At 67.3% G+C, this 20431-nt stretch carries 27 protein-coding genes, 1 tRNA gene and 1 pseudogene; 14 read left to right on the forward strand and 15 right to left on the reverse strand.

Annotated features, from left to right (window positions below; translation table 11 throughout):
- Positions 1–2: 2 nt before the first annotated feature.
- The 8 genes from DX116_RS09135 to DX116_RS09160 all read right to left on the reverse strand — a co-directional run bounded on the left by DX116_RS09135 (position 3) and on the right by DX116_RS09160 (position 2647).
- The gene (locus tag DX116_RS09135) at positions 3–443 is read right to left on the reverse strand and encodes a hypothetical protein (RefSeq protein WP_119703786.1); all 441 of its coding nucleotides are present in this window, start codon (positions 441–443) and stop codon (positions 3–5) included.
- A complete protein-coding gene (locus DX116_RS09140; protein ID WP_119703787.1) occupies positions 440–697 on the reverse strand; it encodes a hypothetical protein in 258 nt (85 codons plus the stop codon). Before DX116_RS09140 ends, DX116_RS09135 begins: the two co-directional genes overlap by 4 nt.
- A 2-nt stretch (positions 698–699) precedes the next feature.
- Positions 700–840: a hypothetical protein gene (locus DX116_RS20110; RefSeq protein WP_199715973.1), complete on the reverse strand. Its 141-nt coding sequence runs from the start codon at positions 838–840 to the stop codon at positions 700–702.
- Positions 837–1520, reverse strand: coding sequence for a hypothetical protein (locus DX116_RS09145; RefSeq protein WP_119703788.1), 684 nt, complete (start codon positions 1518–1520; stop codon positions 837–839). The genes DX116_RS20110 and DX116_RS09145 overlap by 4 nt, the downstream gene beginning before the upstream one ends.
- A complete protein-coding gene (locus DX116_RS19920; protein WP_158591950.1) occupies positions 1517–1663 on the reverse strand; it encodes a hypothetical protein in 147 nt (48 codons plus the stop codon). The genes DX116_RS09145 and DX116_RS19920 overlap by 4 nt, the downstream gene beginning before the upstream one ends.
- A gap of 296 nt (positions 1664–1959) precedes the next feature.
- A complete protein-coding gene (locus tag DX116_RS09150; protein WP_119703789.1) occupies positions 1960–2232 on the reverse strand; it encodes a hypothetical protein in 273 nt (90 codons plus the stop codon).
- The gene (locus tag DX116_RS09155) at positions 2229–2432 is read right to left on the reverse strand and encodes a helix-turn-helix domain-containing protein (RefSeq protein WP_119703790.1); all 204 of its coding nucleotides are present in this window, start codon (positions 2430–2432) and stop codon (positions 2229–2231) included. Before DX116_RS09155 ends, DX116_RS09150 begins: the two co-directional genes overlap by 4 nt.
- A complete protein-coding gene (locus DX116_RS09160; RefSeq protein WP_119703791.1) occupies positions 2429–2647 on the reverse strand; it encodes a helix-turn-helix domain-containing protein in 219 nt (72 codons plus the stop codon). Before DX116_RS09160 ends, DX116_RS09155 begins: the two co-directional genes overlap by 4 nt.
- A gap of 99 nt (positions 2648–2746) precedes the next feature.
- Between DX116_RS09160 and DX116_RS09165 the strand changes: the two genes are divergently transcribed.
- From DX116_RS09165 to DX116_RS20515, 5 genes and pseudogenes are all read left to right on the forward strand, one after another.
- A complete protein-coding gene (locus DX116_RS09165) occupies positions 2747–3250 on the forward strand; it encodes a helix-turn-helix domain-containing protein (protein WP_119703792.1) in 504 nt (167 codons plus the stop codon).
- Positions 3247–3657 (forward strand): ImmA/IrrE family metallo-endopeptidase, encoded by a 411-nt coding sequence (locus tag DX116_RS09170; RefSeq protein ID WP_147393634.1) that lies wholly within the window; start codon positions 3247–3249, stop codon positions 3655–3657. The genes DX116_RS09165 and DX116_RS09170 overlap by 4 nt, the downstream gene beginning before the upstream one ends.
- Positions 3654–3908 carry a hypothetical protein gene (locus DX116_RS09175; RefSeq protein ID WP_119703794.1) on the forward strand — a complete coding sequence of 85 codons (255 nt, stop codon included), beginning with the start codon at positions 3654–3656 and terminating at the stop codon, positions 3906–3908. Before DX116_RS09170 ends, DX116_RS09175 begins: the two co-directional genes overlap by 4 nt.
- On the forward strand, positions 3895–4182 hold the full coding sequence (locus tag DX116_RS09180) for a DUF3263 domain-containing protein (protein ID WP_119703795.1): 288 nt from the start codon (positions 3895–3897) through the stop codon (positions 4180–4182). Before DX116_RS09175 ends, DX116_RS09180 begins: the two co-directional genes overlap by 14 nt.
- A gap of 407 nt (positions 4183–4589) precedes the next feature.
- Positions 4590–5261 (forward strand): annotated as a pseudogene (locus DX116_RS20515) (tyrosine-type recombinase/integrase); the annotation flags it as partial.
- 115 nt (positions 5262–5376) lie between these two features.
- On the opposite strand, the gene DX116_RS09190 reads toward DX116_RS20515, so the two are convergent.
- The 4 genes from DX116_RS09190 to DX116_RS09205 form a co-directional block, all read right to left on the reverse strand.
- Positions 5377–5452 (reverse strand) — tRNA-Lys (locus DX116_RS09190).
- 477 nt (positions 5453–5929) lie between these two features.
- A complete protein-coding gene (locus DX116_RS09195; protein WP_147393635.1) occupies positions 5930–6943 on the reverse strand; it encodes a hypothetical protein in 1014 nt (337 codons plus the stop codon).
- Between the two features lie 117 nt (positions 6944–7060).
- Complete coding sequence (locus DX116_RS09200; RefSeq protein ID WP_147393636.1) at positions 7061–7762, reverse strand: hypothetical protein; 702 nt, start codon at positions 7760–7762, stop codon at positions 7061–7063.
- Positions 7763–8168: 406 nt separating this feature from the next.
- Positions 8169–9023: a helix-turn-helix transcriptional regulator gene (locus tag DX116_RS09205; protein WP_199715974.1), complete on the reverse strand. Its 855-nt coding sequence runs from the start codon at positions 9021–9023 to the stop codon at positions 8169–8171.
- A gap of 170 nt (positions 9024–9193) precedes the next feature.
- Here DX116_RS09205 and DX116_RS09210 point away from each other — a divergent pair, with 170 nt between their 5' ends.
- The 8 genes from DX116_RS09210 (at position 9194) to DX116_RS09245 (ending at position 17024) form a co-directional block, all read left to right on the forward strand.
- Entirely contained in the window at positions 9194–9589 is a 396-nt protein-coding gene (locus DX116_RS09210) for an ester cyclase (protein WP_119703799.1), read from the forward strand.
- A 27-nt stretch (positions 9590–9616) separates the two neighbouring features.
- The gene (locus tag DX116_RS09215) at positions 9617–10357 is read left to right on the forward strand and encodes an NADPH-dependent F420 reductase (RefSeq protein WP_119703800.1); all 741 of its coding nucleotides are present in this window, start codon (positions 9617–9619) and stop codon (positions 10355–10357) included.
- Positions 10358–10499: 142 nt separating this feature from the next.
- Positions 10500–11279, forward strand: coding sequence for an SDR family NAD(P)-dependent oxidoreductase (locus DX116_RS09220; RefSeq protein WP_158591952.1), 780 nt, complete (start codon positions 10500–10502; stop codon positions 11277–11279).
- A gap of 38 nt (positions 11280–11317) precedes the next feature.
- Positions 11318–11638: a YciI family protein gene (locus DX116_RS09225; protein WP_158591953.1), complete on the forward strand. Its 321-nt coding sequence runs from the start codon at positions 11318–11320 to the stop codon at positions 11636–11638.
- A gap of 172 nt (positions 11639–11810) precedes the next feature.
- Positions 11811–12782 (forward strand): MBL fold metallo-hydrolase, encoded by a 972-nt coding sequence (locus DX116_RS09230; RefSeq protein WP_158591954.1) that lies wholly within the window; start codon positions 11811–11813, stop codon positions 12780–12782.
- Between the two features lie 515 nt (positions 12783–13297).
- Entirely contained in the window at positions 13298–14215 is a 918-nt protein-coding gene (locus DX116_RS09235) for a sugar ABC transporter substrate-binding protein (protein ID WP_158591955.1), read from the forward strand.
- A gap of 104 nt (positions 14216–14319) precedes the next feature.
- Entirely contained in the window at positions 14320–15288 is a 969-nt protein-coding gene (locus DX116_RS09240; RefSeq protein ID WP_158591956.1) for an ABC transporter permease, read from the forward strand.
- A gap of 170 nt (positions 15289–15458) precedes the next feature.
- Entirely contained in the window at positions 15459–17024 is a 1566-nt protein-coding gene (locus DX116_RS09245) for a sugar ABC transporter ATP-binding protein (protein ID WP_158591957.1), read from the forward strand.
- 83 nt (positions 17025–17107) lie between these two features.
- Here DX116_RS09245 and DX116_RS09250 read toward each other — a convergent pair whose 3' ends face one another.
- The gene (locus DX116_RS09250) at positions 17108–17851 is read right to left on the reverse strand and encodes an SDR family NAD(P)-dependent oxidoreductase (protein WP_119703807.1); all 744 of its coding nucleotides are present in this window, start codon (positions 17849–17851) and stop codon (positions 17108–17110) included.
- On the reverse strand, positions 17848–18699 hold the full coding sequence (locus DX116_RS09255) for a mycofactocin-coupled SDR family oxidoreductase (protein WP_119703808.1): 852 nt from the start codon (positions 18697–18699) through the stop codon (positions 17848–17850). Before DX116_RS09255 ends, DX116_RS09250 begins: the two co-directional genes overlap by 4 nt.
- A gap of 154 nt (positions 18700–18853) precedes the next feature.
- Here DX116_RS09255 and DX116_RS09260 point away from each other — a divergent pair, with 154 nt between their 5' ends.
- The gene (locus DX116_RS09260; protein WP_119703809.1) at positions 18854–19552 is read left to right on the forward strand and encodes an SDR family NAD(P)-dependent oxidoreductase; all 699 of its coding nucleotides are present in this window, start codon (positions 18854–18856) and stop codon (positions 19550–19552) included.
- Between the two features lie 19 nt (positions 19553–19571).
- On the opposite strand, the gene DX116_RS09265 is transcribed toward DX116_RS09260, so the two are convergent.
- The gene (locus tag DX116_RS09265; protein WP_119703810.1) at positions 19572–20324 is read right to left on the reverse strand and encodes a TetR/AcrR family transcriptional regulator; all 753 of its coding nucleotides are present in this window, start codon (positions 20322–20324) and stop codon (positions 19572–19574) included.
- Between the last annotated feature and the right edge of the window lie 107 nt (positions 20325–20431).

Consider the following 20431-nt stretch of genomic DNA (forward strand, 5'->3'; position numbering starts at 1 on the left):
CATCAGTCCTCGACCCCCAGCCAGCCGAGCAGATCGTGGACGGACGAGGAGATGTGGTCGGCCATCCGAGCCATGAGCTCCGGCTCCTCGCCGTTGCGGGTGAGGATCGCGGTGCGCTTGCCCTGGCCGACGGCCCAGCCGAGCTCGAGGTGAGCCGACCTGCCACACGGCAAGACCAGCACGAACGTGTCGGCGCGCTGCATGGCGTTGAAGTCCGACTCGTAGCCGGCAATCGCGAGCGGGTGCTCGAGCGCAGCGATGTACTCGGCGGACGTCCAGTTCATCCAGTCCGGGTCGATCGACGACCAGGCGAAGCCCGTGCCGCCCTCGGGGTTCTTGAAGTCGTAGCATTCGATCCCCGCGGCGCGGAGGACAGCGACGACAGCGTCTTGCATCGGATTGCGCCACGATGACGCGACGTAGACGTACTCGGGCAGCGTCATGAGCGCGCCGCCTTGATGAGCTCGGTCAGCGGGACGCCCGGCAGGCCGGACACGACGTCCCACTTGCGGGGGAGCGCGTGCTCGATGGCGGCCGTGCGGGTGCCGAAGGTGACGACCTCCGAGAACGAGTCGCCGTCGACAGCGCCGGCCATCGCGTAGGCGTGGTGGAGCATCTTCGGCGGCTTGGCGGCCTTCACCTTCGGCGCCTCGGTCGGCTCGGTGGCGGTCTTGTCGGTCTTGGGCTGGGTGGCCATGTTCAGAGTCCTTCGCAGTGGTGGGTGTCGAGCTGGCGTGCCGGGTCGGGGTCGACCAGCACGAGGGAGTTGGAGATGAGACGGGCGTCGACGGGGCCGGCCGGTCGGCCGCACTTCCCGCAGAGCACCGTCATGTCGGTCACGAGAGCAGCGCCCCCCATCCGTCGAGGTCGCGCGCCATCACCGCGGCACGGCGGTGACGCGTGCCCGGTCGCAGCTCCTGCCGTGGGGTGACGAGGCCGATGAAGTGGTGGCCGCACGTCACGAGCACCGGGTCAGCACGACGCTGGCCGGGCAGGATCACGAGCGGGTAGTCGTCCGGGTTGGACAGCGGGTGCTCGACGGCGCGGAACGCGTCGAGCTGGGCGAGGGTCAGCGCGGCGGCGGTGCGGTGACTGGCCGGGGACTGGATGGCCTTGAGGAACGGCTTCGCGAGGTCCGGGAACTGGGTGTGATCCATGAGCTCGAACGCGAACGCCGCGGCGTTGACGTCAGGCCGCGAGCGGACGACGACCGTCAACCGGCCCGGGGACTCGACCCTGAAGTCGACAAGAGGGCGGCGATCAGCGGCGACCGCGACCTCGCGCATGACCTGCTGCAGCGCGTCCAACGGCAGCAGCACGTCGAGCTCGCCCGGCTGGTCGATGATCTGTCGGCACTGGCCGAGCGCGAACTGACCGGCCCCCTCGGCGATGAGGTAGGCCTCTTCGGTGCGGAGTCGCACACCGGTCAGCGCGTACACGGCCGAGCCCGCGTCGACCAGACCGATCACCGGCTCGACGACCGACCGCAGCTCGGACGCCGTCACCGTCAGCCCGGTCACGACTCGGCCCCGATCCAGCGATCCACGAACCGAGCCAGCCGCGCCCCGGCCTTCGTGCTCTCGAGCAGCGAGTCGGTGAGCATCAGCGCCGCACCGGCGCCGACCACCATCACGAGCACGAGCAGCACAAGCAGGGCACTCATGACGCCACCCGGCGGCCGACCGGCACGGCGGGCTTCGCCCAGTCAGCGTGGAAGAAGTAGGGGAGCGCGCGGCGCCCGTTGCCGGACGGGATCAGGCGGACGCGGCTCGCCGCGCACCACCTTCGCCGGTCAGCAGGGGTGAGGATTCGAACTTCCATTGGTATGCTGCCTCTCAGTCAGACGACGGCCCCGGGTTCCAGCCCGTATGGGGTCGTCGTTCTCTTTGTGGTGGTGCTGCCGGGTGCTCGCTGGCGACGGCTCTCGCCGAACAAGGGGGGTCCAGGGCACCCGGCCGTCTAGGGGGCCGAAGCCAGTTGGCGGGACCGGGTGCGACGCGCCGGGATCTCTCGCGCGCGGAGCACGTTGTGCACGGTCGTGCTTGTCGTGGCGAGCTCGGCGGCGATCTCGGCCGGTGTGAAGTCGGCGCGGTACAGCTGGCAGATGCGGTTGTCGCGCTCCTCGCGCAGCCATGTCGCCAGGTCGACGGGCTCGAGCTCGGAGTCGTCGGGCTCGTCGTCGAAGCCGTTCGGCCAGGACACGACACCGGTCGCGGACTTGACCCACGTCATGAGGCATCGCCACTGAGCCACGTGTCGAGCCAGTCGCGGTGAATCCGCCACCGCCCGCGCTCTTTACGCTGCTGGCCCCTCAGCTCGCCCGCCTGCAGCGCCCGCACGATCGTCTTCGTCGAGAAGCCCGCGTAGTCAGCCGCCTGGGCGGTGTCGAACCAGATCCTGTCGGTGACCGGTGCGGCCGTCGCGGTCGTCATGCCGCGGGCTCCGTCTCGCGCGCTGCGACGAGGTTGGCCCCGATCGTCGCGGTGATGACACGGACCCAGTCGGCCGACGGCTGCACCTGCCCGTTCTCGGCGCGGGACAGGTAGGAGATGGACACCCCCGCGTCGGCAGAGACACGGCTCAAGGTCATCCCGGCGGCCTCCCGCAGAGTCTTGAGAGCAACTCCGACTGCGTTTGTTTCCGTCATAGGAAGGACTGTAGGCAGAGTTTCCTACGTGAGCAAGGCAACGCGCCCTGTTTTTCCCTGACTAGTGACAAATGGGAAAAAGTGACTAGTCTTTCTTGCATGGATCGGAACGAACGGGCCGCTTGGGGCCCTCGCATCAGGCTGGCACGCGTGCGCGCAGGGATGCGCCAGGAGGAGCTGGCCGCGAAAGCCGGCACGACGACCCGCACCCTCGGCTCGATCGAGCGAGGCGACTCCGTCGGACAGGCCAGCGTGATCGGCAAGCTGATCGACGCGCTTGGCCTCGAGACGTCCCAGCCCGCACTCGACCCCGAGGTCGAAGTGCTGGTCGCCATGATCGGCGAGCTTCTGCAGCAGACACCTGCGGAGGCTCGGCCCGGGGTGGCGCGCGAGATCGTCCTGCTCCTCACGACCGCGCTCGGCGCTGCTCACCAGGGCGACACGCCCGGCGCGTCGATCCACCAATTCCCTGCGATCTCTGGTACTGGATCAGAAACGTCCGACGGCGCAGATACAGATAGGACACAGGAGGCCGCAGACGCCCACCACGCGACACGAGAAGACATTGAGCGCGAAGCGATCGAACTGACGGAGGAACCGTGACCACTAACCTCATGCACGAGCTGCTGCGTCACGCGGCAGACCTTGAGGTCGACATCGTGCACTGCTACCTCGACGGCAAACGGGGTTGCTACCGCAAGGGCGACGGGCTGATCCTGCTCGACCACGGCCTCACCACCGCTCAGGTGGAGTTCACCCTCGCGCACGAGCTCGCCCACGTGGTCTACGACGACACGTCGAGCACGCCACGCATCGAACGCCGGGCCGATATCTTCGCGGCCGGGCTAGTCATTGACACCCGGGCGTACCGACGTGCCGAGTGGTCCCACGGCTGCGACGCCGGCACCCTCGCGCACGAGCTCGGCACGACGAAGCGCGCCGTCGAGTCGTGGCGGATCTGGTACGAGGTCCGCGGACGCCGGCTCGAGGCCGCCGGGGCGATCGCATGACGACCCAGCCCTACCGGCACCCCGTAGCCGACGAGCAGACGTGGAATGACGCGCTGTACGAGGACTTGGAACGCTCGATTGTCGAGACCCGGACGTCGTGCGACGGCCAGGTGACGACCTTCCTAGACAAGGACGGAGTGGTCCTCGCCTTCGGGTGCGGGCGACGCCGAGAGCCCCACCCCGTCTACGTCGCGCAAGACACGATCGAAACCGGGTCGCAGGTCGTGGGAGCCGACGATGAGTGGGCCTGACGACGAGGTCGAGCCGCGCCTGCAGGCATTGAGTGAGCGCGACCGCGAGATCCTCGAGCTCGAGAAGCTGTGGTTCAAGTTCGCCGGGGCGAAGGAGCAGGCCATCCGCGACCGCTTCAACATGACGTCGACCCGCTACTACCAGGTGCTGAACAGCCTTATCGACACCGAGCCGGCGCTCGCCGCCGAGCCCGTGCTCGTGAAGCGGCTGCGACGGCTCCGGTCTGACCGGCAGCGGTCGCGATCGGCGCGCCGCCTCGGGATCGAGTCCTAGTGGCGTGGGCTGAGAAGCTGCCCAGCGGCAAGTACCGCGGGCTCTACCGGGACGCCTTCAACACGCGGCGCACGGCGCCAGGCACCTTCACCCACAAGGCCAGGGCGGTGCGCGCCGCCAGCATCAAGGAGGAGGAGTCCCGCAAGACGCTGCAGACGAACCCCGACGCGCACCGGCAGACGTGGGGGGAGTGGTGCGAGATGTGGTGGCCCACGCGCGGTGTCGAGCCCGGCACCCTGAAGCGGGACAAGTCGCGGCTCGAGGTGCACCTGAAGCCGCGGTGGGCCGACGTCCCCCTCGGGCAGATCACCCGGCACGACATCAAGGCATGGGTCGCCCAGCTGCGTCAGCCCAACGACGACGGGAAGGCTCTCGCGAACACCACCGTGCAGCGCATCGTGCACCTGATGTCCGCGTCGCTGGTCGCGGCCGTCGACGCCGAGATCCTGCAGGCGAACCCGGCCGCGCGGATCAAGCTGCCACCGGCACCGCCGCCGAAGGAGCGATACCTCGAGATCGGCGAGTACGACGAGCTCGTCGAACAGATGCCCACCCGGCAAGATCGCGTGCTGACGCACTTTCTGGCCTACCTCGGCGCGCGCATCGGCGAGGCGTCCGGCCTACACGAGCACCGGCTCGACCTGAAGCGCCGGCAGGTCACCATCGCAGAGACCTTCGACGAGGTCATGGGCAACATCAAGCCGATGCCGAAGGGCAAGAAGTCGCGCGTGCTGCCGATCCCCGAGTGGCTCGCGCTCGAGCTCGAGTGGCTGCTGAAATCACGACCGGCGGCGAAGACGTGCGGGCTCGAGCACCGCTCCGGCGTGTGTCGGTCCGGGCTGGTGTTCCGCACCGGCTCGGGCACCGTGGTGCGACGCGACAACTGGGACACGACGTTCCGGAGCGCCCTGCGCGCGGTCAACCTCGGCACCGACGACGAGCCCGTCGAGATGGAGCCGGCGACGATTCACGACCTGCGGCACACCTACGCGTCATGGATGCTCGCCGACGGCACGGTGACGATTCAGGAGCTTGCCGAGCTCATGGGGCACTCCTCGGTGACCGTGACCGAGAGGTACTCGCACCTGCGACCGCGGAACAACGCGCGACTGCTCGCGGCACTCCCTGCCCCACGTTTGCCCCACGCGGCCACTGTCGACTTGGAGTCGGAGCGACGTTTGCGCAGGTCAGACGTGGTGGGCCCCGTGGGACTCGAACCCACAACCCGCGGATTAAAAGTCCGCTGCTCTGCCAATTGAGCTAGAGGCCCGGGACATGGGGACTTTAATCCGGAGAACCTTCAGGAGAACGGCGCCATGTCTGGACTCATCATCGCAGATCCGCCTGGGGACCGAGGCGGGCGCATAGGTAGAACCCTCGGGACAATTTCCGTGTAGTTTTCGATGCCCGACATGCCTTCGCTGACATAGCTCAAGGCGCTACGGGCTGGCGGCGTCCGCTCCCTCGTGGCTGCCATGACCAGGGAGCAATGCGTGGGCGTGTACGACGACAAGGCGGCCGACACGTACTGGTCGTGTACGGCTGGCCGTCGTCGCTCATCGGGGATGTCGTCTTGATGATGACGTAGACGCGGATCGGTGGCTTCAGGCGGCAAGCGCGAAAACGGCGGAGGGCTTCACGAGGATCTCTGCGAGCTGTCAGCGGACCCGGCGCCGGCGACGCGCGCATCTGTCGCAAGGTGGGTCCGCCCAGGCACGACTGATCCCCAGCCGTCTTGGGCCGGCCGCTACTTCATGCGGTCGGCGAGCTTGTCGAAGAACGCAGCAAGCATGGCACCGGCGCCGGGGTGGGCCAGTTCTTGGCCGCCGAATCGGTACACCTCGTAGCCAGCAAGCCGAAGCCGGCGGTCTTCGGCGACCATCTCGGCGTAAAGGCGGGTGTTCGCCTTGCCGTCCGCATCTGCGTAGTGCTGGCGGCCGTCTACTTCGAGCACGACTCTGTGCTTGTCGCTGAACAGGATCAGGAAGTCCATCCGCTGGCGTGCGAGCGGAACGTCTGACTCGCCTCGGCTCGCTCGACTGCGTGCCGTGTACGGGTCGTAGTGGAGGTACACCTGCGGGATGAGAGCGGGGATGTTGAATGAGTGTGCTCGGTATCGCGCAGCGTACGCGTCGAAGACCAGTTCTTCGGCCCCGTTGCCGGCCAGGCTGGCGCGGAGACGGGCGTGCAGGCGGTGGCCGACCGCCCGGTCGTCGAGCTCGTCGGGGAGACCCTCGTGGCTGCGCCACCAGTCGATGAGGTGTTGGAACTTGAGGCCGTCTACGGGAACCTCGAGTTCGTAGACCAGGCAGTGCTCAGCGTTCCTAACGATCTCGATGTCGTTGCTGACCGCGTCGCGGAGCACCAGTTCAGGCTTGGGACCGTTCGCGGCGAAGATGAGGTTCTTCGCCGGGCTGCCGACTCCACCGCCCCTGTCGTACTCGGCCAGCAGCGGTCTCAGCAACTGAGGCGAAACCTCAAGCTCGGTCAGGATTCGTCGTGCCAAGGCGATCAACCCCGGAACCTCGGTGCCGGCCACGTAGCCCTTGATGAGGGTCCGCTTGGTGTCGGCATCAGCCGGCGTCGCGTCCGGGACCATCCATCGGAGACCGACCTCGTCCGGAAGGATCACAGCGAGGGCCTCATGAGAGAAGGCGTCCATCAGCGTGTTCTCGATGGCCTGGCTCAGCGTGCGGACAGACACCGTGCGGGGGCGCACGGCCTGTTCAGGCGGGCTGAGGTTTGACCACCAGTTCGTCACGCCATCATGCTCCCGCATGGTCCCGACAAACAGAGCCGTTCTGCCTAGACCGGCTCGGGGTGCGCAGGAGCCCCCAATCCAGACTGGCGGGCCCTGTGCCGACTTCGGGTAGTGGTTTCAGATGTTGACCATGCGTGGCTTTGACGGTGGTGCTGTGGGCGTCGTCTTGACGTCGACCCGGGTGAGCAGCAGGCCGTAGAGGTTGTCCAGCCGGCGTCCTGAGACGTCGGTGGCCTCCGCGATCCCGTCGTTGTCCCAGGTGTACTTGGCGCGCCAGAGCGTAACGGAGGCGGCACTGACGTCTTCGTGGTCGAGTCCCAGGGCGGCACGTTGGCGCTTGAGGATGCCGTCAGCGCTCGCGCCAGCTGAGGCGAGACTGAACTTGTCCGCCCTCTGGCGGTAGGTCAGAGGAGTGCCAAGATCCGCGGGGGCCTGGGCCATGTAGGCCGACAGGATGTGGACGTTGACGTCCTCGAGGCGGAGGGTTCTCTTGGCGACTCCGGACCGGAGTCCGGGTGCATCGATCTTTCCGAGTCCGGGGATGAGGGCGACATTCCTGACGGACACCATGGCCCTCTCGGTGGGGGTGAGGCCGGCGTCGCACTGGGCGTAGACAGCAGCGGACTTGTGGGCGTGCTTGCCGCCGACGTCGGACTGGATCAGGTTCCAGATCCGCAGCAGGACGATCTCGTCGTCGGTGTGCGGTCGGCAGCGCTCGCCGGTGCGCAGGTGCAGTTTGGGGAATTGGGCGGCAAGGGTGCCGGGGTCGTTCTTGCCGAAGGTTCGACGAGGGCCTACGAGCACTGTGGCTAGCAGCACGTTGCGGTACAGGTGGATTGTGGGCGCAATCTCCCGAGACAGGAACTGGGTGACCGTGCTCTTGGAGACGCTGGCGGCGGCAGCGACGAGGTCGCCGGCGTGGTCGGTGACCTGTCGAAGCGACGTCCAAGAAATCTGGTGAGCCCGCTCGAGAAGGTGGTCCTGAGCGGTGTAGATGGGTCAGACAGGGAACCGAGGTCAGAAGTTGGCCCTCTCGGTCCCCGCAGAGGCGCTCGTCGGTGGCCGACCGTAGTGACAACGGAACTGAGCCGTTCCGGGTTCGGAGGCAGGCCCTGGGCAGGCCGCTTCGGCCAAGATCAGAAGGTCGGGCGTCTTGTTGCCCGCGATGCGCCCAGGTCGAGTCGTGACAACGCCACGAGTTCGACGTCGGCGCTCGCGGCGCCTGTCAGGTACCGCTGGACGGCACGCCCGATGACATCTGCGATCCCACGACCCGAAGCAGGTCGAGCTTCTGCTCGTCCTCGGATCCGGGCGCCGCGGTCATGATGACCACTGCCTGGTCTCCGGGGCCGGTGAGGGTGTCGCAGTCGACGACGATGTCTCCGACGAGAGATGTGTGGAGGGTCTTGCGGCTGGAGCGAAGCTCGCCGACCGTCCCGCCCTTCCAGCGGCGGGCAAACTCAGGAGAGGTCGACGTCAGACGCCCCACCAGCTGGGGGATGTGCGGGTCCTCGGGGTACTTGCCCGAAGCGGCGCGTAGATGCCCGACGAGATCGTTGGCGTACGCCTCGTCGTCCTCCGGCGTATGCGTGACGGGGTGGGACCGATCGGTGAAGTAGCGCCATGCCACGTTGCGTTCGATGAGCATCTGGCTCGCCGGATCCCCGAACAGGGCGACCCACAACGGGTTCCAGAGGATCGGCTCGTAGATCGCGGTCATGACGGCTATCGCGACAGGCAGGTCCCGGAAGCGCTCGATCAGTCGCATCGAGGTAGGGGTCACGTGTCGCGGCACGCATCCGGTTGGGCGCATCGCGGCGCCGGCGACCCGGAAGAGGTGTGCACGCTCGTCATCGTTCAGCTGCAGCGCACGAGCGAGTGCGGTCAAGACCTGCAGGGACGGATGGCGGGCGCGCCCCTGCTCCAGACGCACGACGTAGTCCACGCTCAGGCCGGCGATGAGAGCGAGCTCCTCGCGACGTAGTCCGGACGTGCGCCTGTTGAGCCCAGCCGCGAACCCGGCCTCCTCAGGGCGCAGCCGGTGTCGCCAGTCTCTGATCACGTGCGCGAGTTCGTCCACGTGCTCATAGTGCCTCGTGGCCGCGGTCCGAGGGTGGCACGGGCGGTCCCATGCAGAGCGGTACCGGCAGGCGGCGGTCTTTGCAGCCCATGCTGGCAGAGCGGCTGGATCAGTCGTCACCATCGAGAAGGTCGGCGGCGCTCGAGTCGTCGGCGAAGAAGGAGATTCCCGTGTCCGACCAAGACCTGCGCAGCTGGTACATGACGTACGTCGCTGCCCTCGAGGGCCGTCAGCTCGACCAGATGGACCAGTTCGTCGCTGAGGAGGTGACGCTGAACGGACACCCGGGACGGCGGTCCGACGTCGTCGCCGACATGCGGTCGATTTTGGACGCTGTCCCGGACATGCACTGGGAGGTGCAGGAGGTGCTGGTCGATCGTGACCGCCTGGCTGTCCGGGCCATCAACACCGGCACTCCGGAGAAGGAATGGCTCGGCGTCGCGCCCACCGGAAAGTCGTTCGAGATCGTCGAGTACGCGATCTACCAGGTGCGAGATGGACGGTTCGTCCAGATGACCAACCTGCACGACTCCGCCGACGTGCGCCGCCAGCTCACCTCGTCGTAGCCGCATCGCCGGCGGCGGCTCGGGAACATCGTTCGGTGGGTCGCCGCCGCGAAGCCGAGCGTCGACGAGCCCTCCGGCCGTCGAGACAACCCACATCAACAGGAGACGACCATGACCACGATAGGAATCATCGGAGCGGGCGAGGTCGGTTCGCAGATCGCGCGCGCGGCGATCAGGGTCGGGCATTCAGTGGTTATCGCCAACTCGCGAGGCCCCGAGACGCTTGCAGCCCTGGTCGCCGACCTCGGCCCTTCCGCGCGTGCCGCGACAGCCGCCGAAGCAGCCCGGGCCGGCGACGTGGTCGTCCTTGCCGCGCCGTTGAAGGCCGTCAACGACATGCCAGCGGATGATGTCGCCGGCAAGATCGTCCTCGACACGAACAACTACATGCCATGGCGGGACGGTTTCATACCAGGTGTCAGCACCGGTGAGGTCACGGTGCACGAGCTGAGGCAGCAGCAGCTGCCTCGGTCGATGATCGTCAAGGCCTTCACGCACATCCAGGCGCCGACCCTGCTGCGCACCGCCCGCCCGGTCGGCGCGGAGAACCGCCTGGCCCTGACCCTCTCGAGCGACTTTCCGGCGGCCGCCGCCTTCGTCGCGCGGTTCTACGACGAGATCGGTTACGACCCCTACGACAACAGCCCATTGAGCGAGTCCTGGCGGGACGGACCGGGTACGCCCGTGTGGCAGCAGTCGTTGAGCGGCGGGCAGACCCTTGCTCCGCTCGCCCGCCGACTGGCCGCGGCGACCCGTGCGGTTGATTGACACTCCGTGGAGTGGGTCACATAATCGATTACTGCAACGACAAAAATTTGACGACATCATCAAATAACACGAGGTGCGACGTGAACGAGACAATCGGCAGCAGCGACATCGGCATGGAAGACGCGGCGGGGAGCGTGCGGTCGTGAGCGGCGCGGACGGGCAGTCGTACAGCCTCGCCGGCCGTGCCGTCTTCGTGACGGGAGGTGCGTCGGGCATCGGCGCCGCGACGTGCGAGGTGCTCGCGAGTCACGGCGCATCGATCGCCGTCCTCGACCGAGATCGGGTCGGCGCGGAGAAGACGGTCGACGCGGTGCGCTCAGCAGGTGGCAACGCCGAGGTGTTCGCCGTGGATCTCACCGATGTCGAAGACATCCGCCGGGGGTTCAAGGACGCCTTCGCGTGGGCCGGTCGGATCGATGGTCTGGTGTGCTCGGCCGGGATCATGGGTGGCCCGCACGGCGTCCGAGAGATCCCGGACGACGAGATCGATCTGCTTCACCAGGTGAACGTGCGCGCGAACTTCATCCTCGCGGGGCTTGCCTCGGAGAAGATGATCGAGGCCGCATCGGGGGGACGGATGGTGCTGCTGAGCTCGAGCTCGGCGTTCCGGGCGGAGCTCTCGCGTCCCGGCTACTCCACGACGAAGGCGGCCGTCGCGCAGCTGGCCAGGAGCCTGGCCGGCGAGCTCGGCGTGCACGGGATCAACGTGAATGCTGTCGCGCCCGGTCCCACCCGGACACCGATGGTCCCGATGGACCGCGAGGCGCTGGACGAAGCCATGCGCTCCGGTCCGCTGAAGAATCTGACCGGTGCCCCCTCGGAGCCCGTCGACGTCGCCGAGGTCATCACGTTCCTGTGCCTCCCGGCCTCCCGCTCGATCACGGGACAGGTCATCCACACGAGCCTCGGCGCCATCGTCTGATCGCAGTCGAGACAGGAGCAAGGTCAATGAGTCTTTTCATGGTGCAGTACGCCTACTCGGTGGGCGGAGAAGAGCGGCAGTACGTGCGGCCCAAGCATGCGGGATACCTGGCGAGCCTCGAGGAGTCCGGGGCCCTCGTCCTCAGTGGGCCGTACGCGGACGGCATGGGGGCGGTGTTCCTGTACAGGGCGGTCGATCGAGAGGCCTGTGAGTCCCTCGTCAGGGCAGATCCTTTCTGGCAGGGCGGGTTCGTCGACGAGTGGAGCGTCAGAGAGTTCCTCGTGGGATTCGGGCTCCCGGATGAGACCGATCGCGTCGTCGTGCCGGAGGGCTTCGTGTTCGAGTACCCGGAGACTTGAGACCCGCGTCGCGCGCCGGTGACGTTCGCACCAGTCGTGAACGCATTCGACGGATTATTGACGAGTGCGTCGAAACCCGAGTAGTATGACGTGCGTCACCACCAGCACGTGGTCCGGCGAGCGACTGCGACTGGCTCGACCACACACTTACGAGGAAGCAAGAGGTACGGCCATGCGGACATGGACTGTCGGCGATTTCAAGATCAGCGAGATCCACGAGCTGCCTGCGGAGCTGGGTCTGTTCGACGGGTTGATCCCGGAGGCGCCACGCGAAGTGGTCCAGACCATCGACTGGATGAGTCCGGACTACGCCAACGAGGCAGGACAGATCCTGGCGGACCTGCACTGCTACGTCGTCGACACGGGCGACCAGAAGATCCTCGTCGACGCAGGCTGTGGCAACGGCAAGAGCTATCCGACACAGCCGGTGTGGAGCAATCTCGACACGGCATTCCTCGAGCGGCTCTCGGAGGCCGGGTACGAGCGCGATGACATCGACCTGATCCTCCTGACCCACGTGCACCTCGACCATGTCGGCTGGTGTGCCGTCCAGGACGAGACCGGGGCCTGGGTTCCCACCTTCCCGAACGCTCGCCTGGTCGTCGTCGACGCGGAGTGGCAGCGCCACCTCGACCTGATGCTGCCCGACGGGGGCGATGCAATCGCCGAGTCTGCTACGGGCGCGGACGACGGCGAGGTCGACGTGATCGCTCGCGCGTTCTACGCCGATGCCGAGACCTTCTCGAACCAGGCGAAGCTGGTCCAGAAGGAGTCGCTGCAACCGGTCGTCGACGCAGGCCTGCTGGAGCTCGTGCCGTCGGGCGCAGAGGTCGCGCCCGGCGTTCGCTACGAGTCCACGCCGGGGCACACGTCCGCCCACCACAGCGTGCGGCTGGAGTCGGGTGGGGAGCAGGCGTTCATCACGGGTGACTTCATCCACCACCCCATGCAGATCGCCCGGCCCGAGTGGAGCTCGGCGGGCGACTTCGATCCGGAGATGTCTGGGCGTACGCGTCGCGCCTTCTTCGAGGCCAGTGCCGGGACCGATCTACTGGTGCTCGGCACGCACTTCACCGGCTCGGGTGCCGGCTACATCGTTGAGGACGGCGACAACTATCGACTCGTGCAGGAACGACCCGCCTGACAGGAGGCGGTGACGTCGTCACGGCGATGACAGGAAGGGTCGACAGGCACGGTTGATCCTTCCTGTGCCGGTGACATGGGTGGGGCAGGGGCCGCGATGAGCGGGCGTTCTGCGGGCGCAGTGCGCCTGCAGAACGCCCGTCATCGCGGCCATTTCTGGTTTCCGCGTCTCCTGGCTCGTCCGTCAAAAGTGACCGTTGACACACACCGTCGGCGACCCTACTGTTTGACACCGCAGTCGAATTTACGACATGCATGATGATGGCGGTGACGCCCCAACCCTGGAGGTAACACGTGAGCACCAGAAGAATGGCCGGCAGCGTCCGGATGCGACGCCGGCAGCTGGCCGGCGCTGCAATCGTCGCTCTGGCGCTGGCCATGGCGGCCTGCTCGAGCTCGAGTGATGCAGGTGGCACCGGCTCCTCCTCTGGCGGGGCGACGACGGACGCGATGAAGCCTGTGGACACCTTCGTCGGGCCGACCGAAGCCTTTGCGCCGGCTGCCAAGAAGCGAGTCATGATCCTGGTCTGCGGCAACTTCGGCTACGGCTGCGTCCGTCAAGGCGCCGCTGCCAAGGAAGCCGTCCTCAAGCTCGGCTGGACCCCCGAGGTCGTGGACGGGCGCCTGGATCCGACCGTGTGGAACCGAGTGGTCAAGCAGGCCGTCGACTCGGGCGTCGACGGCATCATCGACGTGGCGTCCGACCCCAACCTCATGGGCGACGCGATGGCCGCCGTGAAGGCGAAGAACGTGCCCTTCGTCATGCTGGCGCAGACGCCGAAGGACGGGGACGTCGAGGGAGTTACTAGCTGGATCAGCCCGGACGCGGCCAAGGGTGGGCGCGACATGGCTGAGTGGATCACGAAGGACTCCGGCGGGAAGGCTCACGTCCTCCTGCTCGACCTCCCCGACTACGCCGACATCATGGTGCGCAACGACACCATCGCGAAGCAGCTGGCCAAGGACTGCAAGGACTGCGTCGTCCGGCGTTCGACGGTGTCGTCGCAGACCGTCGGCACCAGTCTGGCTCCGCTCGTGACCTCGCAGCTGCAGCAGCACGCCGACGTCGACTACGTGTGGTCGCCGGACGACTCGGTCGCGGACTTCGTCGCCCAGGGAATTCAGCAGGCCAACCGGACCGCCGACGTCAAGCTCATGGCGACGTCCGGCACGACGCCGAGCTCGGTGGGTCGTCTCAAGGCTGGGACTCAGGCTGCGGACCTGCTCACTCCTGACAACTACGTGGGCTGGCTGGGCGCCGACACCCTCGCTCGCATCATCGACGGCCAAGAGGTGCAGAAGCTCTGGATCGTGCCGCAGCGTCTGTTCACGGCAGCCAACATCGACGAGGCGCCGAAGGACATGCAGAAGAACGGCTGGAACACGGAGTTCTCGTACAAGCCGGAGTTCGAGAAGCTCTGGAGCGGAAAGTGAGCGGCAACGTCGGCGCTACACAGGTCGCCGCGGAGGACACGGGCAGGGCGTCGGTGACCCCCGGCGAGATCGAACCGGCCGCAGCGTCGGAGGGGGTCGTGACCGTGGCGAACCCATCTGGCGGACGTGTCGTCGGTGCTCTCTCGAAGTTCTCCCTCATCGTCGTGCTGGCCGTGCTGTGGGTGGCGTTCAGCCTGTGGAACCCGTCGGTCTTCGCGACGTGGGGCAACGTGCAGGCCATCCTGCTCCAGCAGGCGACCGTCGGACTGCTGGCACTGGCCGTGATGGTGCCCTTGGTCGCCGGACACTACGACCTCTCGGCAGGCTTCCAGTTCGGCATGGCCCAGAGCCTGTGCGCCGTGCTCGTGCTGAAGGAGGGCTGGAATCCCGTGGTGTCGATCGCCGCGGTGCTCGCCGTCGGCGCGTTGATCGGCGTGATCAACGGCCAGCTGATCACTCGGCTGGAGCTCCCCTCGTTCACCACGACCTTGGGCACCGGTCTGGTGGTCCTCGGCATCAGCGAGCTGCTCACCAGCAACCAGGTCATCTCGGGAACGGCCGCCACCTGGTTCCTGGACCTGGGCCGCGGCAAGGTCCTGGGACTTCCCCTGCCCTTCGTCTACCTGGCGGTCGTGGCGGTCGTGCTGTTCGTCCTGCTCGAGTTGACGGTGTGGGGGCGCCGCGCGTACGCGGTGGGTGCCAACCCGGTCGCTGCCCAGCTGTCGGGTATCGCGGCTGATCGCCTGGTCCGCCAGTCGTTCGTCACGACCGGAGTGCTGTGCGCCCTGGCGGGGTGCATCTCGGTCACGAGTCTCGGCGGGTCATCGCCCGTGGTCGGGTTCGGCTCACTGCTACCAGCCTTCGCGGGTGCCTTCCTCGGGGCGACATCCATCCGACCGGGCCGCTACAACGTCGTCGGCACCGTGATCGCCGTCTTCGTGATCGGCGTCGGCATCATCGGCCTGCAGCAGAAGGGCGCCCAGATCTACGTCCAGGACCTGTTCAACGGTGGTGCGCTCCTCGTCGCGGTGATCTTCGCGACGCTGGCCCGCCGACGCCGAGCAAAGGCTTGAGTCGTGGGATCGATCCAACCGAGGTGGCACGGTCGGGGCCGTGCCACCTCCGGTCCAGCAGCCCGCCCGCCCAGCGTGGGCGAGCATCCGACGTCTCCAGCGGCCGGCTCCGACCGGCGCCGCTCGAGCACGAGACGACGCTTCCATCAGCGTCGAGAATGGCGGCAGACATGTCTGTGGTGAACAAAGAGGGCAGTCCGAGCGGCGAGGCGCCGGCCCTGAGCTTCGTCGATCTGACCAAGAGCTTCGGATCGGCGCGCGTCCTTCGTGGTGTCTCGTTCGACGTGATGCCCGGCGAGATCCATGCTCTGCTCGGAGCCAACGGAGCGGGCAAGTCGACCCTCATCAAGATCCTGGCAGGCATCCACCATCAGGACTCCGGTCGCATCCTGGTGCACGGCGACGAGCTGGAGCCGGGGCACGACCCCGGAGCGGCGAAGGATGTCGGGATCGCCTTCGTGCACCAGGACCTCGGTCTGGTGGAGGACATCAGCGTCGCCGACAATGTCGGACTCCAGATCGGGTTCGAGAAGACGTTCGGTCTCATCAGCGTGCGTGACACGTCCCGGCGGGTGGCTCGAGCGCTCGAGACCGTCGGTGCGACCTTCTCGCCGGACAGGTTGGTCAACTCTCTGTCGCGTGACGAACAGGTCCTGTGCGCACTCGCCCGGGCGCTCGCGCTCGAGCCGAAGATCGTGGTCCTCGACGAGGTGAGCGCGAGCCTGCCGGCCCCGGAGATGCAACGGCTCGCCACATCGTTGCGGTCGATGCGGCGGACCGGGGTCGCCTTCATCTACGTCACTCACCGACTCGACGAGCTGGAGAGCCTGGTCGACCGGGTCACTGTCCTGCGCGATGGCGTGCGTTCCGTGACGGCGCAGGTTGCGGAGCTGACCCACACCGAGCTGGTCCGCCACATCGTCGGATCGGAGCCCGAGGCGGTGCTCGCGCAGCCGTTGCCCCAGGTAGCGGGCTCTTCGGCAGCTGACGCGGCTCACTTCGTGGTCGACGAGCTGACCACAGCCGACCTGCCGATGCCGATCTCGTTCGAGGTGAGGGCCGGGGAGGTTCTGGGTGTGTGTGGTCTCGTGGGCAGCGGCACGCGAGAGCTGGCCCAGGTGCTGGCCGGCAACCACCGGCCGACAGGCGGGGCGGCGATGCTGAAAGGTCGTCCCTTGACACTCGGTCGGCCGGAGAGCCTGATCAAGAGACGGGTCGCCGTCGTGCCAGGCGACCGTCAGCGCGAGGGGATCATCACGGGACTCGGCATCCGCGAGAACCTGCTGCCGACCCGGCGAGCCTTCGGAGCCTGGACGAAGGCCGGCTTCCTCCGTCCTCGTCGGGAGACGGCGGCGGTGGCCGAGATCAGCGAGGTCTTCGCCGTCACGCCTCGGGATCGTCCCGATCGCGTCGTGTCGGAGCTCAGCGGCGGTAACCAGCAGAAGGTCATCTTCGCTCGCGCCCTGGCCGACCGGCCTGACGTCGCGATCCTGGAGGACCCGACAGCCGGCGTCGACATCGGTTCTCGAGCCGTCCTGTACAGGCTGATGCACCAGGCAGCGCGTGCGGGGACGGCTGTCGTCCTCGTCAGCACCGACTTCGAGGAGGTCGCCGCACAGTCGCACCGGGTGCTGGTCATGTCGCACGGCCGCGTCGTGGCCGAGTTCGGAGCAGAGGACCAGCTGAACGCCGACGTGCTGGCCGAGGCCAGCTACGGGGGACACGTCGTCTCCTAGCTGCCGCACGACAACGAGCGGACGCCCGACCGGGATGCCCGGTCGGGCGTCTGCTTGCGCCGTGAGGTGGAGCGCGGTGCTCGTTAGAGCAGGATTCCGCCGTCGACCGCGAAGTCGGTGCCCGTGATGTACGACGACTCGTCAGACGCCAGGAACAACACCATCGTCGCAACCTCGGCCGGATCCCCGAACCGCTTGAGAGGGATGCGCCCGATTAGGGTCGCTTGGTGCTCCGGCGGGTTCTGCTGGTGCATGGGGGTGTCGATGCACCCCGGGTGCACCACGTTGACCCGGATCCCATCGGATGCCAGCTCGGCCGCCGCCACCTGCGTCATCCCGCGAAGAGCGAACTTGGTGCCTGAGTAGACGATCAGCCCCCGCTCGCCCTGCAGGGCCGCGCCGGACGCGATGTTGACGATGCTTCCGCGTCCGGAACGCCGCATCGGCTCGATGACGGCGCGCATGCCCAGCAGCGGGCCTCGCTGGTTGACCCGGACCGAGAGGTCGAAGTCGTCCCAGGAGAACTCGTCGATGGCGCCCGCCCGGGCTACTCCCGCATTGTTGACGAGCACGTCCACGCGGCCATGGGTCGAGTCGACGTGCCGGACCAGCTCGGCCCAGTGCGTCTCGTCGCCGACGTCGTGGTGCCGGTACTCAGCTCGGTCCCCGAGAGTCTCGGCCAGCGCCACGCCACGCTCGTCGTCGAGGTCCGTGAGCACGACGTGCGCCCCCTCGTCGACGAACAACCTGGCCTCGGCGGCGCCCATCCCGCTGGCGGCGCCGGTCACGATGGCGACCTTCCCGTCGAGTCGCCCGTTGCCGCTCATCGGGCACCGTGCGGGATCGTGAAGGGAGCGAGGGCACCGGCGTCCACCGGGATCGTCGCGCCGGTGATGAAGCGCGCCTCGTCGGAAGCCAGCCACAGGACGGCGTGGCTGATGTCCACAGGCTCGACCCAGGGCACGTCCAGGATGTGCATCGCCGACATGACTTCGACGACCTGTTCGTCGGTCGAGTCGGGGTCGCCCGTCCAGGCTGCGCGGATCGCAGGGTTCTGGATCATCGGGGTGTTGACGGTGGTCGAGGCAATGGCGTTGACCCGGATGTCGAACGGACCGAGGTCGATGGCACACGCCTTCATCAGACCTGTGACGCCATGCTTCGCGGCCACGTAGTGAGCCATGCCGGGCACGCCGACGAGTCCCGACGTCGAGGACGTCAGGATGATCGAGCCGCCGCGACCGGCCTCGATCATGAGCGGAGCGACCGCTCGGATCGTGCGCCAGGTGCTGGTCAGGAACCGGTCGATCGTGTCGGTGAAGCTGTCCTCGCTCATCTCGTACGAGACCCCGGGCGACCCGGCGCCTGCGTTGGCCAGCACGATGTCGATGCTGCCGAGCTCGGCGACTCCTTGCGCGGCGACCTCGTGCAGTCGGTCGAGATCACGCACGTCAGCCTTCTCGAAGACGATCCGGCGCCCCATCGCCTCGATCTTCGCAACCGTCTCGTCACGGTCCGCCATCGTGGCCATCGGGTAGGCGAGACCAGGGATATCCTCCAAGATGTCGAGGGCGATGATGTCCGCCCCCTCCTCGGCCAGCCGAAGTGCATGAGCGCGGCCCTGACCGCGCCCTGCTCCCGTGATGAATGCGACTTTCCCGTCGAGACGTCCCATCGTCGATGCTCCTTGCCTAGTAGACGGTCATGGCGCTCGTGCACCGTGACGTGAGACACTATAGACACTAGCGTTGAAAGATCAACGCTAACGATGACAAGGATGAGCGGCGTCGCGCCTGGCGGCGCTTGCTCGGATCGAAGAGGAGATTCCCATGGCAGATGAGCAGCGGATCGCGGTCGTGACAGGTGGCGCCGGCGTGATCGGGTCGGCCATCGTGGCCGGCCTCAAGGCGTCAGGGCACCGCACCGTCGTTCTTGACCGAGCGGGTGGCGACGTCGTGTGCGACCTGTCGTCGGAGTCGTCGACCCGAGAGGCTGCGGCGACGGTGCTCGAGCGACACGGACGCTGCGACGTCCTGGTCAACTGTGCGGGTTACCTGGACTCGATGACGTTGGAGGAGCTCGACCTGAGCCGCTGGCGTGCCCTCATGGCCGTGAACGTCGAGGCGGGCCTCCTGTTGGCGCAAGCGTTCGTCCCGGGCATGGTGGAGAACGGCTTCGGACGGATCGTCTTCATCTCCTCCGATGGTCAGTGGGTGCCTCCGACCGCGGACTTCCTGCCCTACGTCACGAGCAAGGCTGCCCTGCTGGGCGCCATGAGGAGCCTTGCGGCGACGTACGGCGGCGACGGCATCGCCGTGTCGGCCGTGGCGCCCGGCCTGACCGACAGCCCAGCGGCGCGTGCGGTGATCCAGGAGGGGGCGCTCGACGCGGTCATCGCGACCCAGGCGGTCAAGCGGAGGCTGGTGCCTGAGGACACCGCGAACACCGTGGCGTTCTTGGCATCCGACGCCGCGGAGGCGTTGACCGGGCAGGTCCTCGTCGTCGACGGTGGAACCGTCATGCGCTAGGACCCGAAGAGACCCGCGGTCAGGACGAGCGGTCCTGCCCCAGGGTCTGTTCGAGTCGGTCGAGATCCTGCCGAAGGGCGGCGATGGCGCGTCGGGGACTCATGGCCTGTCGTTCCGCCAGATCGGACTGCTGCAGGCTTGCCAACGCCATGTCGGCGACCTGGTCGGCGACCGAGTCGATCGAGTCGCCGCCGGGCTGGAACCACCAGGCGGTCCAGTTCGAGATGCCGAAGACGCTGAGGGCCGCGACCCGAGTATTGACAGGACGCAGCTCGCCCGCTGCGACGCCTTCCTCGATGACTGCCGCGACCATGTCGGCGGCATCGCGTCGCCCGGCGTTGAACTTCTTGGCGCTGGCAGGCGACAGCTCTGACTCGGACTTGACCAGGAGGAGGAACAAGTCGGTGTGCGTCAGGACCCACTTCACGTTCTGTCGCGTGATGGCATGCAACCGCTCGGCAGGACCCAGGTCACTGCGCTTCGCAATGGCCGCGAGCTCGTGGGCCGGTCCGTTCACGCCCTCGACGATGAGGCGGTCGAGGAGCTCGTCCTTGCTCTTGAAGTAGTAGTAGAGCGCGGGGCGCTTGAGCCCCATCGACGTGGCGATGTCTTGGAGACTCGTGCCGGAGAACCCGCGTTCGGCGAACAGTCGAGTCGCGTGCTCGAGCACTTCGTTCTCCATCAGCTGCTTGCGAGGAGTCGCGGCTGCGGCTGTTGGCTGAGCCGCCCGTGGCGTGCTCGGCGTCTTCGGGCGCTGAGAGTCGGATGCCATGGGGTCACCCTACGGTGACGAGGTCCCGCGGTGTCACGGCTGGACAGGGTCATGTGGATCACGTACTATCTACGTCTGCGTTGAATAATCATCGCCTGCGTTACAGG

It is taken from the genome of Aeromicrobium endophyticum, assembly GCF_003586285.1.
GTDB classification, from domain to species: Bacteria; Actinomycetota; Actinomycetes; order Propionibacteriales; family Nocardioidaceae; genus Aeromicrobium; species Aeromicrobium endophyticum.